Genomic DNA, 16702 nt, shown 5'->3' on the forward strand with positions numbered 1-16702 from the left:
GCTACCGTGGGCAAGATGAGCACCGAGGACCAGCTGGCCCCCCGCTCCCTGGCGGCAGCGCTCCGCGCCCGGGACGACGCTTCCCTGGCCGCGCTCCTGCGCGCCCGACCCGACCTCATCACCCCGGTCCCCACCGACCTCACCCAGCTCGCCACCCGGGCCGGCACGCGTGCCTCGGTCGTGCGCGCCCTGGAACGGCTCGACCGGTTCGCCCTGCAGAGTGCGGAGGCGCTGGCCGTTGCCGACGACCCGGCGACGTACGAGGAGCTGCTCGGGCTGATGGCGGGGGACGCCCGCGACCCGGCCGTCGCCGACGCGCTCCCCGGCGCCCTGGCCGCGCTGCGCGAGCAGGCCCTGGTGTGGGGCGCCGACGACCGCCTGCACCTCGTGCGCACCGCCCGCGAACTCCTCGCGCCGTCCCCGCAGCACCCGTCCCCGACGGGACTCGGGCCGAATGTGCGGGAGGCGACGGCGGGCATGTCGCCGGGCCGGATCCAGGAGATCGTGGCGGCGGCCGGGCTGCCGTCCACGCATGACTCGGTGTCCGCGGTCGCCGCGCTCACCGCCCTCTTCGGGCACCGCAAGAAGATGGCCGCGCTGCTCGCCGAGGCCCCCGCCGACTCCCTCGACGTGCTGGAGCGGCTGGTGTGGGGGCCGCCGTACGGGTAGGTCACCCATGATCCGGCGGCGCGGCTGCGCTGGCTGCTGGACCGGGGGCTGCTACTGCCGACGGCGCCCGGGACCGTCGTCCTGCCCCGGGAGGTCGCCCTGCATCTGCGCGGGGGGCGGGCTCATCGCGCGCCGGAACCGGCGCCGCCGGCCGTGGAGCCGGGCGCCGTGCATCCTCCACAGGTTGTGGACGCGACGGCGGCCGGGCAGGCGTACACGGCGCTCGCGACGGTCGAGGAGCTGCTGAAGGACTGGGACGAGGGCGGTCCCGCGGTGCTGCGGGCCGGCGGGCTGAGCGTGCGCGACCTCAAGCGGACGGCCGTCGCGCTGGACGTGTCCGAGCCGGTGGCCGCGTTCTGGGTGGAGCTGGCGTACGCGGCGGGGCTGCTCGCCTCCGACGGCGAGGCGGACGAGCGGTACGCGGCGACGCCGGAGTACGACGAGTGGCTGGAGCGGCCGCCCGCCGAGCGGTGGGCCCAGCTGGCGCAGGCGTGGCTGGCGGCGACCCGGACCTCCGGGGTGGTCGGCGGCCGGGATCTCAAGGAGCGGGCGCTGTCGGCGCTGGGTCCGGGCCTGGACCGGTCCGCCGCGCCCGAGGTGCGTCACCGGGTGCTGGCGCTGCTGGCCGCGCTGCCCGAGGGCGCCACGCCCGACGCGGAGGCGCTGCTGGCCCGCCTGCGCTGGGAACGCCCCCTGCGCGGCCCGCAGGGGCCTCAGGGCTCGCAGAGCTCTCAGGGGTCTCACGGTTCTCAGGCCGGTGACGGGGATCTGCGCTCCCGGCTCGCCCGGTGGACCCTGGCGGAGGCCGAGATGCTGGGCGTGACCGGCCGGGGCGCGTTGTCGGCGCACGGGCGGGCCCTGCTGGGCACGCCGCCCGCGACGAAACCGTCCGCCGGCGCTCATGACCACCCGCATGACCACTCCCATGACCGCCCTGGCGGCGCCGCGCACGACGCCCCGGCCGCCGGCCCCGGCGATAAGCTGCCCGCCCACCACCACCGTCCGGCCGCCCGCGCCCAGGCCCCCCTCTCACCGCCCGAGCAGGCCGTCGCGACCGCGTCCGCCGCCCGGCTGCTGGCCCCGCTCCTCCCCGAGCCCCTGGACCACGTCCTGCTCCAGGCGGATCTGACCGCGGTCGCGCCCGGCCCGCTGCGGCGCCCGCTCGCGGCCGTGCTGAACGTGCTCGCGGACGTCGAGTCCAAGGGCGGCGCGACCGTCTACCGCTTCACGCCCGGCTCCGTGCGCCGCGCCCTGGACGCCGGCCGCAGCGCCTCCGACCTGCACGCCTTCCTCGCCGAGCACTCGCGTACGCCGGTGCCGCAGCCGCTGGCGTACCTGATCGACGACGTGGCGCGCCGGCACGGTCATCTGCGGGTGGGCGCGGCCTCGGCGTATGTGCGCTGCGACGACGACGCCGTGCTGAACGAGATCCTCGCCGACAAGCGCGCCGCCGCCCTGCGGCTGCGCAGGCTGGCCCCCACGGTGCTCGCGGCCCAGGCCGACCCGGCGACCCTCCTCGACGGGCTGCGCGCGATGGGTTTCGCGCCGGCCGCGGAGTCCGCCGAGGGCGACGTCCTGATCACCCGCGCCCACGCGCATCGCACCCCGCCCCGCACGGCCCCCGAGCCGGTGCCGGACGGGCCGCCGGTCCCCGACGCCACGCTCCTCACGGCGGCGATCCGCGCGATCCGGGCCGGCGACCTGGCCGCGACCGCTCCGCGCAAGCCGACGGAGGACGCCGGCCCGCTCGCCCACGGCGAACTCCCCCGCACCAGTTCCGCCGAGACCCTCGCCACCATGCAGGCCGCCGTCCTCACCGGCGAGGCCCTGTGGATCGGCTACGTCAACGCCGAGGGCACCGCCAGCCAGCGCGTCATCGCCCCGGTCCGGGTGGAGGGCGGCTTCGTGACGGCGTACGACCACACGGCGGACGAGGTCCGCACCTACCCGCTGCACCGGATCACGGGCGTGGCGGAGCTGGCGGGAGACTGAGGGCCCAGGTGAAAGCCGGCTCCCGGCGTTTTCAGCACTCCCTGACGGAGGCGTCCGCGGGCAGGCCGAAGTGGGCGCGGGCCTCGGTCTCCAGGGCGGCGGAGGACATCGGCTCCCGGAGCGAGGACCTGACGTAGACGCCGAAGTGGGAGTGCGTCCACCGCCCGTACCCCGCGCCGTCCGGCGGTTCCTCCCGGGAGACGACCCGGTAGCCGCCGTCGGCCGAGCCGTCCCGCTGGAGCCGCACCACCTGCGGGTGCTGTCCGGCGCCGCACTCCACGAGGCTGCCGTCCTGGACGCCGTACTCGATGCACAGGGTGTTGACGCCCGCCCGGACGTCGCCCGCGTGCGCCTCCAGTTCGAGCGGCTCCGCCCGGCAGAACCAGCGGGCGTCGAGCGCGGGCACCGTCGCGCCGAAGCCGCTGCCGCCTGACTCCGCCGCGATCCGGGCCTCGATCACCGGCCGCACCTCGGCCCACAGCGCCTCGTCGACGTTCCCCGGCCACAGCACCCAGCTGCCCGTGGCGGCCAGCACCGCCGCGGCGCCAGCGCCGACCGCCCCCCTGCGGAACGACAGGACCGACATCCCGTGAACTCCTCACCGCGTCGCGCCCACCGCGCTGCTCCCCTGGTCAGACACCCGACCGGGGTGCAGGGTTGCGCAGGGTCGGCGCGAGGTCCGCACGGGTTTCGCCGGGAAGCCCGAGCGTTCCAACCCGGTCGCTGGCGAAATGCTGCGCGCAGCTCATGGAGTGGCCCTTGGACGCGCGGAACTCCAGGGAGAACCGAGAAGTCGCATCTATCGCGCGAGTTGCCCTCTCTGAGGGAAAAAATGGCCTAGCCCAGTGTTCTCGTCCCTATATCAGGTCGAGAGTTCACCAGCAATCAGGCTCCGTGCCTTCTCGATGGCCTCGAAGATGTCGGCGTCGGTCTCCTGCTGCCACGACGGGAGGTCGGGCCAGTCGGCCACGTATCCCGGCTTCGGGTCCCCGAAGTACTTGAACATCTGGGCCGTCCAACACGTCGCAACGAAGCGGCTCTTCTGCTCACGGGACAGCCGTGCCGTGGTGCCGCCGCTGATCTCGATGAAGTGACGGACCTGCTCGTAGACGGAACCCGCTGCCTCGCGCTCCCACTGCGGTGTGTCATCCCACGGGGTCACGTAGCCGGCCTTCGGCTCTCCCGGGAAGTGCTGGCGGACTCCCGCGATCCAGGCTTCCCGGAACAGTCGTGCGCCCTCGGTCTGCGACATGCCTACCCCTCTCGTCACGGCGTGCTCAGCGTGGCGATCTCCGCCCCCAGTTCCGCCACGCGGTGGTCGCGGCTCAAGGGACCGAACTCGTCGCACAGGGCTTGGAGTCTACGGACGACGTACCCGGACCCGGAGGAGCGGGCCAGTTCGATGGCTTCCCTGCCATACACCACAACCTGTTCGACATCCCGCCGCTTCGCACCGATGGCGGCCAGGTCGGTGAGCACTGCTCCCCGCCGCCGGTACGACTGCCCGGACGCCAAGGCTGTCTGCTCCAGGGCATCCCTCAAAGCGTTCTCCGCGAGGTCGAGACGGCCCAACTGTACGTAACGCGACCCCCGTTCCTCTGCCAGACGCGCTCCGTCGAACCGGAGCCATCCACCGTTGGTGCTGTCCAGCATGTACGGGGCGAGCGAAAAGTCCTTCGACACACTCACCCAGCGCCGTGGTGCGTGGAAGGCGTTCCGGCGTGGCATGTACGCCGCACGCGAGGCGGGCCTGCAGCTGCGTATCAACGTCGTGGTGACCGAGGACAACGCCTCTGAAGCCGACGAGATGGCTGCCCTCGCCGAGGAGTGGAACGTCGAGAACCACGCGTACACGAACATGACGCCCACAATCTACGGCGGCGGTGAGCCGCTGCTCGCCCAGTCCGCCGCCCACCTGCGGCAGCGCAAGCCGTTCGCGGGATGCAACGCGGGACACACCTTCTTCCACGCCGACCCGCACGCCAAGGTGTCGATCTGCAAGGTCGGCCGGGACGACCAGATCGACCTCATGGCCGAAGGGATCGAAGGCCTCACCCGGCTCGGTGCCATCGCCGACCGCCTCATGCTTCGCACCGGAGGGTGCGAGGGCTGCGCCTTGTCCGGCACCTGCCGGGTCTGCCGCCCCCTGGCCAAGCACTATCAGGAGGCGAAGGCGCCGCTGCACAGCTACTGCCAACACGGAGACAAGGAGAACGGATCATGACCCCTCCCGTACTGGTGACCCTTCTGCCCGGCCCGCCAGCCTCGGCGCGCCGGGCGGCACCGCCCGTCGCAGCCCTCTCAGTGACCGCCGTCCCGGATCTGGACGACGTCGTGGAGAGCGCGGAGTGCTCCTGCGACGCAGGCGACGACAATCCCCACTGACGGACACAATCCAGTCGTTCCGTTCAGGCCCTGGCGCGTTCGCGTCGGGGCCTGAGCCCTGACCGGCCGACCGTTAGGGTGCCGCTCATGTTCTTCCGCTGGGACTGGCTCCGGCCCGTATTGACCGCGCCGATCGTGCCGACTCTCGGCCCCGTCCACCCTCAGGTCCTCGCCATCGACCTCTTCGAGGACACCCTGCGAGCGGCCGTCACTGACCGATCCTTCCTCCACTACGACAAGGACCGGCGCTGGGGAAGCGAGAAGGACGAGACGGTCCTTCGCGGCGAAGTGGTTCACCAACCCGGCCACACCCTCATCCCCACCCTGGCCCGGCGCGGACGCGGCACCGTCAAGGTCTTCGCCTACGGGCACCGCGACAGCGTCGTGGACGAAGCCGCCGAACTGGCCGCGAAGCTCGCCGCCGTGCACGACGCAGTCAACGCGAGGGTCGTGCGCCCGCTCGGCCCCGAGACCGAATCCCCGCGCGGCACCCGCATCCAGCTCCAGGACTTCACCGCCCGCTCCTGCCCGGACCCCAGCGGCCCGGTCCGCCCCGTCACCGACTGGCCAGCCGCCGTGCAGGAGACCTTCGCCCCATTCGCCACCGCCATGGCCGCCGACGGCCTGGCCTTCCTCCACGCCCAGATGCAGGCCGGCCGGTGCGGCCCGGTCCTCACCGCTGCCGTCGAGAACCGTATCGTGGGCGCGATCGGCCCCATGGAAGTACGCCCCGACGCGATCGGATGCCCTCAGCTCCTGCCCCAGTACTTCGCCCTCCTGCCCGAGGCCCGAGGACAAGGCCTGGGCCGCGTCCTCTGGCGAGCCGCGATGCACTGGGGCCAGTCCCACGGCGCCACCTACCAGCTTCTCCAGACCGAGGTCGGCGGCCCCTCCGACATGCTGTGCCAATCTGAAGGACTGGCCTCTCTCGGCTTCGCCCACACCACACGGGCATAACCGTCAGATGGACTTGCCCGATGCGAGCCCCGGGCCGAACAGGTGGGTAGAGCCCTGGAGACCGGCCGCTCATGTCGGTCCTGTCGTTCCGCAGGGGGGCGGTCGGCGCGGGCGCCGCGGCGGTGCTGGCCGCCACGGGCAGCTGGGTGCTGTGGCCGGGGAACGTCGACGGGGCGCTGTGGGCCGAGGTGCGGCGGGTGATCGAGGCCCGGATCGCGGCGGGGTCAGGCGACAGCGGCTTCGGCGCGACGGTGCCCGCGCTCGACGATGTCGGAGTCCTCAGCGCTCTCGGTGGCGTACTTGGCGTCCTCACCGCGTCGCGCCCACCGCGCTGCTCCCCTGGTCAGACACCCGACCGGGGTGCAGGGTTGCGCAGGGTCAGCGCGACGTCCGCACGGGTTTCGCCGGGAAGCCCGCGAGTCAGCGGCCGACCGTTTGGGCGCGCCGTGCGGCACACTGGACGTTTGGTCCGTGCGGAAGGGATGTGCGCGTACGTGAACGGTCCTCTCATCGTCCAATCCGACAAAACCCTGCTCCTGGAGGTCGACCACGAGCAGGCCGACGACTGCCGTCGGGCCATCGCGCCGTTCGCGGAGCTGGAGCGGGCGCCGGAGCACATCCACACCTACCGGGTGACCCCGCTGGGCCTGTGGAACGCGCGGGCGGCCGGGCACGACGCCGAGCAGGTCGTCGACGCGCTCGTGCAGTACAGCCGCTACCCGGTGCCGCACGCGCTGCTGGTGGACATCGCCGAGACGATGGACCGTTACGGCCGGCTGACGCTGAGCAAGCACCCGGCGCACGGTCTGGTGCTGACGACCACCGACCGGCCGGTGCTGGAGGAGATCCTGCGCTCCAAGCGGATCACCCCGCTGATCGGGGCCCGGATCGACCCGGACACCGTGGTCGTGCACCCCTCCGAGCGCGGGCAGATCAAGCAGACGCTGCTGCGGCTGGGCTGGCCGGCCGAGGACCTCGCGGGGTACGTCGACGGCGAGGCGCACGCGATCGAGCTGGACGAGGACGGCTGGGCGCTGCGGCCCTATCAGAAGCAGGCGGTGGAGAACTTCTGGCACGGCGGGAGCGGGGTCGTCGTCCTGCCGTGCGGCGCGGGCAAGACCCTCGTCGGCGCGGGGGCGATGGCCCAGGCGAAGTCCACCACCCTGATCCTCGTCACGAACACGGTCTCGGCGCGGCAGTGGAAGCACGAGCTGGTGAAGCGGACGTCGCTGACCGAGGACGAGATCGGCGAGTACAGCGGGACCAGGAAGGAGATCCGGCCGGTCACCATCGCCACCTACCAGGTGCTGACGACCCGGCGGAAGGGCGTCTACCCGCACCTGGAGCTGTTCGACTCCCGGGACTGGGGGCTGATCCTCTACGACGAGGTGCACCTGCTGCCGGCGCCCGTGTTCAAGTTCACCGCGGACCTCCAGGCCCGCCGCCGTCTCGGCCTGACCGCGACGCTCGTCCGCGAGGACGGCCGCGAGTCGGACGTGTTCTCGCTGATCGGGCCGAAGCGGTTCGACGCGCCGTGGAAGGAGATCGAGGCGCAGGGCTACATCGCGCCCGCGGACTGCGTGGAGGTCCGGGTCAACCTGACCGACTCCGAGCGGCTGGCGTACGCGACGGCGGAGGCGGAGGAGAAGTACCGCTTCTGCGCGACGACCGCGACGAAGCGGAAGGTCACGGAGGCGATCGTGCGCCGGTTCGCCGGGCAGCAGATCCTGGTCATCGGCCAGTACATCGACCAGCTGGACGAGCTGGGCGAGCACCTGAACGCACCCGTGATCAAGGGCGAGACCTCCAACGCCCAGCGCGAGAAGCTCTTCGACGCGTTCCGGGAGGGTGAGATCAGCGTGCTGGTCGTCTCGAAGGTCGCGAACTTCTCGATCGACCTGCCGGAGGCGACGGTGGCGATCCAGGTGTCGGGCACGTTCGGCTCCCGCCAGGAGGAGGCACAGCGCCTGGGCCGCGTCCTGCGCCCGAAGGCGGACGGCCACCAGGCCCACTTCTACTCCGTCGTCGCCCGGGACACCATCGACCAGGACTTCGCGGCCCACCGCCAGCGCTTCCTGGCGGAACAGGGCTACGCCTACCGGATCATGGACGCGGACGAGCTGCTGGCGGAGAGCTGAGTTCCGGGCTTAGTTCGGGGCTGAGTTCCGGGCTGAGTTCCGGGCTGAGTTCCGGAGCATCCAAGGCGGGCTCGGCCGGGGTCACTTACGGCGGACGCCCGCTTCCGCTCCGTACTCGCCGAGGATGATCACGTCGAAGGCGGCGCGTGTGAAGACCTTCACGGCGCGCAGGGCGTCGCCGAGACGGTGGCGGTGTATGTCGACGTCGGACAGGGGGGTCGCGCCGGACGGGCGACCGGGGGCTGGGTTGAGGGTCGCTGCACTCATGTCTCCATGATGGGATCCGAGGCATAAAGGGGGCATCGGTCCCAGGTCCCCAGTTCTCCTACTACCTGAGTACACCTGTGGGGGTGGAGCGTCCCCTGACGGGTGGAGGGCCGTCCCGTAGGGGTCGCACGGGGGGCGTTCGCGGACGGCCGGAAAATCCGTTGGCACGCGCCTCCTCCGTGCACCTAGAATCTCCGCTCTTGCCCGCCTCCCTCAACCGGAGCGCCGCCGCCCGGACGGAAACCGGACGGCATCCCGCAGCCCGCAACCCCACCTTCAGCCGGCCCGGAGGCACCCCCTTGTCCACGCCGTCCACGCCCGCCCACGACGACGACCCCCTCGCCCGCGAACGCGGCCACCTCGCCTCCTCCCGTGCCGCACTGCGCGCCATGCGCGAGGACGTCGAGTCCCTCGACATCAGCGACGTCACCGCGAACTGGGTCAACGCGCAGATCCTGGAACGGCAGATCGGGGAGCGCATCAAGGCGCTCGCCGACCTCAGCGACACCCCGCTGTTCTTCGGCCGCCTCGACTACCTGCACGCTCCGGGCGCGGAGCAGGCGGAGGGCGCGGAGGGCGAGAGCCCGCGGCCGGAGGCCGCTGATCAGAAGCTGTACATCGGGCGACGGCACGTGCACGACCACGACGGCGACCCGATGGTCATCGACTGGCGTGCGCCGGTCTCGCAGCCGTTCTACCGGGCCTCGAAGAAGGACCCGATGGACGTCGGGCTGCGCCGCCGCTTCGGTTACACCCGCGGGGACATCACGGCGTACGAGGACGAGCACCTCTCCGACCCCTCCGAGGCGGCCGCCACCAGCAAGCTGCTCCAGCAGGAGATCGAGCGGCCGCGCGTCGGCCCGATGCGGGACATCGTCGCCACCATCCAGCCCGAGCAGGACGAGATCGTCCGCAGCGGGCTGGGCGGCACGGTCTGCGTGCAGGGAGGCCCGGGCACCGGGAAGACGGCCGTCGGTCTGCACCGGGTCGCCTACCTCCTCTACGCGCACCGCGAGCGGCTCGCCCGCACGGGCACGCTGGTCATCGGGCCGAACCGGTCCTTCCTGCACTACATCGAGCAAGTACTGCCCGCCCTGGGTGAGTTGACGGTCCGCCAGGGCACGGTCGACGACCTGGTGGCCCATGTGGAGGTGCGGGGCGCGGACGACTCGGCGGCCGCGGTCGTCAAGGGCGACGCGAGGATGGCGGAGGTGCTGCGCCGGGCGGTCTACTCGCACGTCGGCACTCCGGCCGAGCCGATCGTCGTCGTGCGCGGCTCACGGCGCTGGCGGGTTCCGGCGTACGAACTTCAGGAGATGGTCCGGGAGTTGCTGGACCGGGACATCCGCTACGGCGCGGCCCGCGAGGCCCTGCCGCAGCGCATCGCGCACGCGGTGCTGGTGCAGATGGAGCGCTCGGGCGAGGCCCCGGACGACCGGGTGCAGGACGCCGTCGCCCGCAACAGCGCGGTGAAGGCGGCCGTGAAGGCGGTCTGGCCGGCCGTGGACCCGGCGAAGCTCGTCCTGCGGCTGCTGTCCGACGCGGAGTTCCTCGCCGTGCACGCGAAGGGTGTGCTCAGCGAGGACGAGCAGAAGACGATCCTGTGGGCGAAGCCGGTGCGGTCGGTGAAGTCGGCCAGGTGGTCGGCGGCGGACGCGGTGCTGATCGACGAGACGACGGACCTCGTCGAACGCACGCACTCCCTCGGCCATGTCGTCCTGGACGAGGCGCAGGACCTGTCCCCCATGCAGTACCGGGCGGTCGGCCGCCGCTGCACGACGGGCTCGGCTACTGTGCTGGGCGACCTCGCGCAGGGCACCACTCCCTGGGCGACCCGGAGTTGGGAGGAGGCCCTCGGCCACCTCGGCAAGTCGGACGCGGTGATCGAGGAGCTGACGGCCGGTTTCCGTGTCCCGACGGACGTCATCACCTACGCCTCCCGCCTCCTCCCGCACATCGCCCCGGGTCTCACCCCGGTCGCGTCGGTCCGCGAGAACCCCGGTTTCTTCGACCTCCGCCCGGTCTCGGACATTGCCGAAGTCGTCGCGGCCTGCGAGGAGTCGCTGCGCAACGAGGGCTCTACGGGCCTGATCGCGGCCGACGCCCGCATCCCGGCCCTCACCGAAGCCCTCACGGCGGCCGGCCTCGCCCACCTCTCCCCCGGCGAGGAGACGACGGCCGAAACCCGCCTCACTCTGGTCCCGGCCTCCCTGGCCAAGGGCCTGGAGTACGACTACGTCGTCCTGGACGAACCCCAGGCGGTGGTCGACGCCGAACCGGACGAACGCACAGGCCTGCGACGCCTGTATGTAGCCCTGACCCGAGCAGTCTCAGGCCTGACCGTCACCCACACAGCCCCACTACCACCACAACTCGGCTGACAGCCCAAGCCAACCCGACGCATCTCGCCAGGCCGACGCCCCCGCTCGGCCTGGCGACCCCGGCTCGGACTCAGCCCAGCTCGGCCCGACGAACCCGCCTCAAGCTCACGACCCACCAGGCCGACGACCCCGCTCAGCCTGGCGAACCCGGCTCGGACTCAGCCCAGCTCGGCCCGACTAACCCGCCTCAAGCTCACGACCCACCAGGCCGGCAGCCCCGCTCGGCCCGACCAACCCGCCTCAAGCTCACGACCCACCAGCCCGACGACCCCGCTCGGCCCGACGAACCCGCCTCAGGCTCACGACCCACCAGGCCGACGACCCCGCTCAGGCTGGCGAACCCGGCTCGGACTCAGCCCAGCTCGGCCCGACTAACCCGCCTCAAGCTCACGACCCGCCAGGCTGGCAGCCCTGCCCAGCCTGACGAACCCCGCTCGGGCTACTCGGCGGGTCCGGGCTGGGTGGGTGGGTTTTCGTCCAGTGTGTGGCGCCACTGCGCTACGGCGTGCGCGGACGCGGGGCCGGTCCAGCCGTTGGGGCGGGCCGCTCCGCCGATGTGGAAGGCGTCGATGCCGGCTGAGCGGAGGGTGGGGACGTGGTCGAGGCGGAGGCCTCCGCCGACGAGGAGGTGCTGCTCATAGCCCGGTTCTCCGCGGCGGGACGCTTCGGCGAGGAGGGTGGGCAGGCCGACGTCGACGCCCGCCGCGGCGCCGGCCGTGAGGTAGGCGTCCAGTCCGGGCAGGCCGTCCAGTTGCTTGCGCAGGGCGTCGCGGTCGGCGGCGTGGTCGAGGGCGCGGTGGAAGGTCCAGCGGCAGCCGTCCAGCTCGGCGACGATCCGTTCCACGACCGGCAGGTCCACCCCGCCCTCCGCGTCCAGGAACCCGAGGACGAACTCGTCCGCGCCCGCCGCCCGCAGCTCGCGGGCGACCCGGACCAGGCGGTCGACGTCGGCGGCGGCTCCCGCGGCGAAGCCCGCGGACAGACGCAGCATCACGCGCAGGGAGAGGTCGACGGCGGCCCGGATCCCGGCGAAGGTCGCGACCGGCGGGGTGAGCCCGTCGGCGGCCATGTCGGTGACCAGCTCGAGGCGGTCCGCGCCTCCGGCCTGGGCGGCGACCGCGTCCTCGACGTCGAGGGCGATCACCTCCAGAACTGCACGCTTGCTCATGGGACCCCATTCGTCGGCGTTCGTCGAGCGCCATCGGGCGTGGCGGCTACAGGTCTAGTCCAATTTCAGGATACGCCGTCGCGGCTCCCGGCTCACCCGGGATCGGCCCCCCGCGCGACAATGAGGCCATGGCCGATCTCGATCTCGACGTCCTGCGCAGCCGCTTCAGTCACGCCCTGGAGAGAGCCAGGTCCCCCGTCGGCGGCCCCGACCCCACGCCGTACGCCGACGATCTCCTCGCCCGCTGGCAGGAGCCGCAGCGCCGCTATCACACGCTCACGCACCTCACGGCCGTCCTCGACCGCGTCGACGAGCTCCAGCCGCACGCCGACGACGCCGACGTCGTCCGGCTGGCCGCCTGGTTCCACGACGCCGTCTACCTGCCCGACCGCTCCGAGAACGAGGAGCGCTCCGCCCGGCTCGCCGAGCGCGCGCTGCCCGAGGCCGGCGTGTCGCGGGAGCGGACCGCCGAGGTCGCCCGGCTCGTCCGGCTCACCGTCACCCACGACCCGGCCGACGACGACCGCGACGGCCAGGTCCTGTGCGACGCCGACCTCGCGATCCTCGCCGCACCGCCGTCCGCGTACGCCGCCTACACCGCCGCCGTCCGCGAGGAGTACCACTTCGTCCCCAACGACGCCTTCCGCGCCGGGCGGGCGGCGATCCTGCGCCAACTCCTCGATCTGCCCCGGCTGTTCAGGACGCCGTACGGGAGCGCGCGGTGGGAGGAGACGGCCCGCTACAACCTGCGGGGCGAGCTGGAGCTCCTCGCCTCATGACCGCCCCTGCGCCCCCGCGCATCCCCGCCGCCCGGCTCACCCTCGAAGGCGTCACCCCGTCCGCCGCCGCCGGACTGCGGGCGGGCGGCGGCGGGGGCTTCCGCTGGCTCGGCGGCGGCCCGTTCGAGGGCACGCGGGACGCCGCCGGAATGCTCGTGAAGGCGTACGTGAACGGCGTGCACCGGCCCGAGTTCGGCCTCTACGTCCTCGTCCGACGGGAGGACGGCCGGGCCGTCGGCAGCATGGGCTTCCACGCGGCCCCCGACGAGGACGGCCGCACCGAGATCGGCTACGACCTGGTCGAGGCCGCCCGCGGCCACGGCTACGCCACCGAGGCGCTGCGCGCGCTGGCCGCCTGGGCGCTGGCGCGGGACGACGTACGACGCCTGTTCGCGGTCGTCGAGCACGCCAACGCCGCCTCCCGGGCCGTGCTCGAACGGGCCGGGTTCGTCCGGGTCGGCGGCGACGAGGGCGACGGCGTGGGCGAGGAGGGCGCGGGCGAGTACGCGTACGAGCTCACGCGACTCAGGGGGTGACCCCGGGGCCGCCGCCCTTGCGTCTGCGCAGACCGGACGTCGTCAGCAGCCGGATCACCTCACGGCTGCTGACCTCCACCGCACCGGCCGCCACGACTTCGGCGTACCGATGGGACGGGATGTCGTAGTGGTCGCGTTCGAAGGCGCGCCGGGGAACGCCCAGCCCGTCGGCGAACGCCTGCAGTTCGGCGTACGAGACGTCGCTGACGAGGTGGGACCACATGCGGCCGTGGCCCGGCCAGTTCGGCGGGTCGATGTAGACGGTCACGAGAGCCTCACGAGGACGACGCGCCTCCCATGGCCGACCCCAGCGAGCCCACCGACGCGACCTTCACGCCCGCCTTGTGGCACACCCAGTGCGGGTCCGGGCCGAGTTCGGGCTCGACGTCGAGCGCGTGCGGGTCGCCGGAGCCGCAGACCGGGCACAGCGGCCAGCGGCCGTGGCGTTCGAGCAGCGCGTCCTGCACGTCCTGCGCGACCAGCCCGGCCACGTACTGCGCGCCCTCCGGCCACTGCTCGACCCACCATCGCCGCTGCACGACGGACTCCTCGACCATCGACACGACGTCTGCCGCGGCGACCTCGCCCGAGGCCAGGTCGGCGAGCACGAGGGCGCGGGCGGCGTGCAACGTCTGTTCCAAGGGGCTGACGGGGTGGTCGATGGGATCCATGCCCCTATTGTGCGCACTCTTGACCGCGTACCCAAAGGTCGTCCCCACGCTTCGGAAAGAGCCAGCCCCGATGAACTCACGTGATCTGCGCGCCGAACTCGACGTACTGACCACCGAAGGCTTCCGCCCCGAGCTCGCCGAGATCGATCTGCTGCCCACGCTCGATCTCGCCCGGCTCATGAACGGGGAGGACGCCGGCGTGCCCGGGGCCGTGGCCGCGCAGCTTCCGCGGATCGCGGCCGTCGTCGACGCCATCGCCGAGCGGATGGGGCGTGGGGGGCGGCTGGTGTACGCCGGGGCGGGCACCGCCGGACGGCTCGGGGTGCTCGACGCGTCGGAGTGTCCGCCGACGTTCAACACCGGGTCCGGGCAGGTCGTAGGGGTGATCGCGGGCGGGCCGGCGGCGATGGTCACGTCCGTGGAGGGGGCCGAGGACTCCCGGGAGCTCGCCGAGGCGGACCTGGCCGCGCTCTCCCTCACCCCGGACGACACCGTGGTCGGCGTCTCCGCCTCCGGCCGCACCCCGTACGCCGTCGGCGCGCTCGCCTACGCCCGGGCACGGGGTGCGCTGACCGTCGCGCTGGCCTGCAACGCGGGAAGTGCGCTGGCGGCCGCCGCCGAGCACCGGATCGAGGTGGTCGTGGGGCCCGAACTGCTCACCGGCTCCACCCGGCTGAAGGCGGGCACGGCGCAGAAGCTGGTCCTCAACATGATCTCGACGATCACGATGATCCGGCTGGGCAAGACGTTCGGGAACCTGATGGTCGACGTCCGCGCCTCGAACGAGAAGCTGCGCGCCCGTTCGCGGCGGATCGTGGCGCTGGCGACCGGCGCGGACGAAAGCGACGTCGAGGCGGCCCTCGCGGCCGGCGACGGGGAAGTGAAGAACGCGATCCTGGTGCTGCTGGCGGGGGCGGACGGGCCGACGGCCGCCCGCCTTCTGGAGGAGTCCGGGGGACATCTGCGCGCGGCGCTCGCCGCCGCGAACGGCTGAGCCGCACGCTCGGGGAGTGCGTACCGACTCCTCCTCCCCGGCCTCCTCCCCGGCCTCCTCCACAGCCGCCGCGATCCTGCCCCTGGTCGGCGGCCCCGCGAACGTCGTCTCCGTCGCCCACTGCATGACCCGGCTGCGGCTGGGCCTCGCCGACCCGTCGCGGGCGGACGAGGAGGCGCTGCGGGCGGTGCCCGGGGTGCTGGGGGTCGTCGTGGACGACGGCTCGTACCAGGTGGTCCTCGGACCGGGCGCGGTGACGACGGTGACGGCCGCGTTCGAGAAACTGCTCGGCCCCTGTCCGGCCGGCCTCTCGACCGCCGATGAACTGGCCGCGCGGGGGGCCGAGTTGAGGGCGGCCCGGCGGCGGCGCAACGCGACCCCGCTGAAGACCGCCCTGCGCCGCCTGGCCGCCGTCTTCGTGCCGCTCGTCCCCGCCCTCATCGGCTGCGGGATCCTCGCCGGCGTCAACGGGCTCCTCCTCAACGCCGGCTGGCTGCCGGGCCTCACGCCCGCGCTGACCGCCGTCGCCTCCGGCTTCATGGCGCTGATCGCCGTCTTCGTCGGCTACCACACGGCGAAGGAGTTCGGCGGCACACCGATCCTGGGCGGCGCGGTCGCGGCGATCGTCGTCCACCCGGGGGTGGCGAAGGTGACGGCGTTCGGGGTGACGCTCGCCCCCGGCCAGGGCGGGGTCCTCGGCGCGCTGGCCGCCGCACTGCTGGCGACGCGCGTGGAGAGATGGTGCCGCGGCCGCGTCCCGCAGACCCTGGACGTGCTCCTCACCCCCACGCTGACGGTCCTCGTCGCGGGCCTCGGCACGCTGTACGGCCTGATGTACGCGGCTGGCGCGGTCTCGTCGGCCATCGGCACGGCCGCGAACTGGCTGCTCGCGACGACTGGCCCCTTCGCCGGCCTCGTGCTCGGCGGCCTCTTCCTGCCGCTGGTGATGCTCGGCCTCCACCAGGCCCTCATCCCCGTCCACACCACCCTCATCGCCCAGCAGGGCTACACGGTCCTCCTGCCCGTCCTGGCGATGGCGGGCGCGGGCCAGGTCGGCGCGGCGATGGCGGTGTACGTCCGACTGCGCCACGACACGTCCATCCGGACGACGATCAGGTCGGCGCTCCCGGCCGGACTGCTGGGCATCGGCGAACCGCTCGTCTACGGCGTCTCCCTCCCCCTCGGCCGCCCGTTCCTCACCGCCTGCGCGGGCGGCGCGGCCGGCGGAGCGTTCGTCGGCTTCTTCGCGATGCTCGGCGACAAGGTGGGCGCGACGGCGATCGGCCCGTCCGGCTGGGCCCTGTTCCCCCTCCTCTCGGGCAACCGAGGGCTGGGCGTGACAGCGGCGATCTACGCGGGCGGCCTGCTGACGGGCTACGCGGTCGGCTTCACGGCGACCTACCTCTTCGGCATCCCCGACCGCCCACCCAAACCCACCGCGCCTCCATCACCGTGACATAAACGCCCACTCACCCGCCTCAACAGGCCAGCCCCATCCCACCCCCCGAAAACCACTGCCCCCTCAGGGGCCCACTGAGCCCTCCGAAAACACCTCACCCCTCCACAGACCACCCCACCCTCCGGGCAACCGGTCTCCCCTCCGCAAACCACCCGCTTGCCGGGAGCCCCCCGCCCCTCGATGAATCACCCCGCCCTCCGGGAACCGGTCGCCCCCGTTATGTTCTTCGCGGTCCTGCAACGGGGCCGCTGGCCTCCGGGCCCGGCATGACTGTGTCCCCCTGTCGAAGGCATGACCTGGGGGGTG

13 protein-coding genes and 4 pseudogenes are annotated in these 16702 nt (G+C 72.9%); 10 read left to right on the forward strand and 7 right to left on the reverse strand.

What is annotated here, in order from left to right; translation table 11 throughout:
* The first annotated feature begins 15 nt into the window (after window positions 1–15).
* Window positions 16–2661, forward strand: a pseudogene (locus ACIBAF_RS12510) (helicase-associated domain-containing protein).
* Window positions 2662–2692: 31 nt separating this feature from the next.
* On the opposite strand, the gene ACIBAF_RS12515 reads toward ACIBAF_RS12510, so the two are convergent.
* The 3 genes and pseudogenes from ACIBAF_RS12515 to ACIBAF_RS12525 all read right to left on the reverse strand — a co-directional run.
* Window positions 2693–3247 carry a hypothetical protein gene (locus ACIBAF_RS12515; RefSeq protein WP_399463151.1) on the reverse strand — a complete coding sequence of 185 codons (555 nt, stop codon included), beginning with the start codon at window positions 3245–3247 and terminating at the stop codon, window positions 2693–2695.
* A 276-nt stretch (window positions 3248–3523) separates the two neighbouring features.
* Window positions 3524–3913 carry a hypothetical protein gene (locus tag ACIBAF_RS12520; RefSeq protein ID WP_399463152.1) on the reverse strand — a complete coding sequence of 130 codons (390 nt, stop codon included), beginning with the start codon at window positions 3911–3913 and terminating at the stop codon, window positions 3524–3526.
* Window positions 3914–3927: 14 nt separating this feature from the next.
* Window positions 3928–4299 (reverse strand): annotated as a pseudogene (locus ACIBAF_RS12525) (transcriptional regulator); the annotation flags it as partial.
* 7 nt (window positions 4300–4306) lie between these two features.
* On the opposite strand from ACIBAF_RS12525, the pseudogene ACIBAF_RS12530 reads away from it, so the two are divergent.
* The 4 genes and pseudogenes from ACIBAF_RS12530 to ACIBAF_RS12545 all read left to right on the forward strand — a co-directional run.
* Window positions 4307–4885 (forward strand): annotated as a pseudogene (locus ACIBAF_RS12530) (radical SAM protein); the annotation flags it as partial.
* The gene (locus ACIBAF_RS12535) at window positions 4882–5046 is read left to right on the forward strand and encodes a hypothetical protein (RefSeq protein WP_359274138.1); all 165 of its coding nucleotides are present in this window, start codon (window positions 4882–4884) and stop codon (window positions 5044–5046) included. The pseudogene ACIBAF_RS12530 and the gene ACIBAF_RS12535, both read left to right, overlap by 4 nt.
* A gap of 87 nt (window positions 5047–5133) precedes the next feature.
* Window positions 5134–6003, forward strand: a complete 870-nt coding sequence (locus ACIBAF_RS12540) for a GNAT family N-acetyltransferase (RefSeq protein WP_399463153.1) — start codon at window positions 5134–5136, stop codon at window positions 6001–6003.
* A gap of 494 nt (window positions 6004–6497) precedes the next feature.
* Complete coding sequence (locus ACIBAF_RS12545) at window positions 6498–8141, forward strand: DNA repair helicase XPB (protein WP_399463154.1); 1644 nt, start codon at window positions 6498–6500, stop codon at window positions 8139–8141.
* A gap of 81 nt (window positions 8142–8222) precedes the next feature.
* Here the strand turns inward: ACIBAF_RS12545 and ACIBAF_RS12550 are convergent, their stop codons facing one another.
* Window positions 8223–8408, reverse strand: a complete 186-nt coding sequence (locus ACIBAF_RS12550) for a hypothetical protein (RefSeq protein ID WP_399463155.1) — start codon at window positions 8406–8408, stop codon at window positions 8223–8225.
* A gap of 299 nt (window positions 8409–8707) precedes the next feature.
* On the opposite strand from ACIBAF_RS12550, the gene ACIBAF_RS12555 reads away from it, so the two are divergent.
* A complete protein-coding gene (locus ACIBAF_RS12555) occupies window positions 8708–10789 on the forward strand; it encodes a HelD family protein (protein ID WP_399463169.1) in 2082 nt (693 codons plus the stop codon).
* Between the two features lie 439 nt (window positions 10790–11228).
* Here ACIBAF_RS12555 and ACIBAF_RS12560 read toward each other — a convergent pair whose 3' ends face one another.
* The gene (locus tag ACIBAF_RS12560) at window positions 11229–11957 is read right to left on the reverse strand and encodes a copper homeostasis protein CutC (RefSeq protein ID WP_399463156.1); all 729 of its coding nucleotides are present in this window, start codon (window positions 11955–11957) and stop codon (window positions 11229–11231) included.
* 128 nt (window positions 11958–12085) lie between these two features.
* Here ACIBAF_RS12560 and ACIBAF_RS12565 point away from each other — a divergent pair, with 128 nt between their 5' ends.
* Both ACIBAF_RS12565 and ACIBAF_RS12570 read left to right on the forward strand, forming a co-directional pair.
* Complete coding sequence (locus ACIBAF_RS12565) at window positions 12086–12736, forward strand: hypothetical protein (protein ID WP_399463157.1); 651 nt, start codon at window positions 12086–12088, stop codon at window positions 12734–12736.
* 20 nt (window positions 12737–12756) lie between these two features.
* A pseudogene (locus tag ACIBAF_RS12570) lies at window positions 12757–13272 on the forward strand (GNAT family N-acetyltransferase); the annotation flags it as partial.
* Here ACIBAF_RS12570 and ACIBAF_RS12575 read toward each other — a convergent pair.
* Window positions 13262–13540 (reverse strand): DUF4031 domain-containing protein, encoded by a 279-nt coding sequence (locus ACIBAF_RS12575; RefSeq protein ID WP_399463158.1) that lies wholly within the window; start codon window positions 13538–13540, stop codon window positions 13262–13264. The pseudogene ACIBAF_RS12570 and the gene ACIBAF_RS12575 sit on opposite strands and share 11 nt — an antisense overlap.
* A gap of 7 nt (window positions 13541–13547) precedes the next feature.
* Window positions 13548–13943 carry a hypothetical protein gene (locus ACIBAF_RS12580; RefSeq protein WP_399463159.1) on the reverse strand — a complete coding sequence of 132 codons (396 nt, stop codon included), beginning with the start codon at window positions 13941–13943 and terminating at the stop codon, window positions 13548–13550.
* 70 nt (window positions 13944–14013) lie between these two features.
* On the opposite strand from ACIBAF_RS12580, the gene murQ reads away from it, so the two are divergent.
* Complete coding sequence (gene murQ, locus ACIBAF_RS12585; protein ID WP_399463160.1) at window positions 14014–14937, forward strand: N-acetylmuramic acid 6-phosphate etherase; 924 nt, start codon at window positions 14014–14016, stop codon at window positions 14935–14937.
* A gap of 16 nt (window positions 14938–14953) precedes the next feature.
* Window positions 14954–16393, forward strand: a complete 1440-nt coding sequence (locus tag ACIBAF_RS12590; RefSeq protein ID WP_399463161.1) for a PTS transporter subunit EIIC — start codon at window positions 14954–14956, stop codon at window positions 16391–16393.
* Window positions 16394–16702: the final 309 nt, after the last annotated feature.

This window comes from Streptomyces sp. NPDC051677 (assembly GCF_044453465.1).
Classification (GTDB): Bacteria; Actinomycetota; Actinomycetes; order Streptomycetales; family Streptomycetaceae; genus Streptomyces.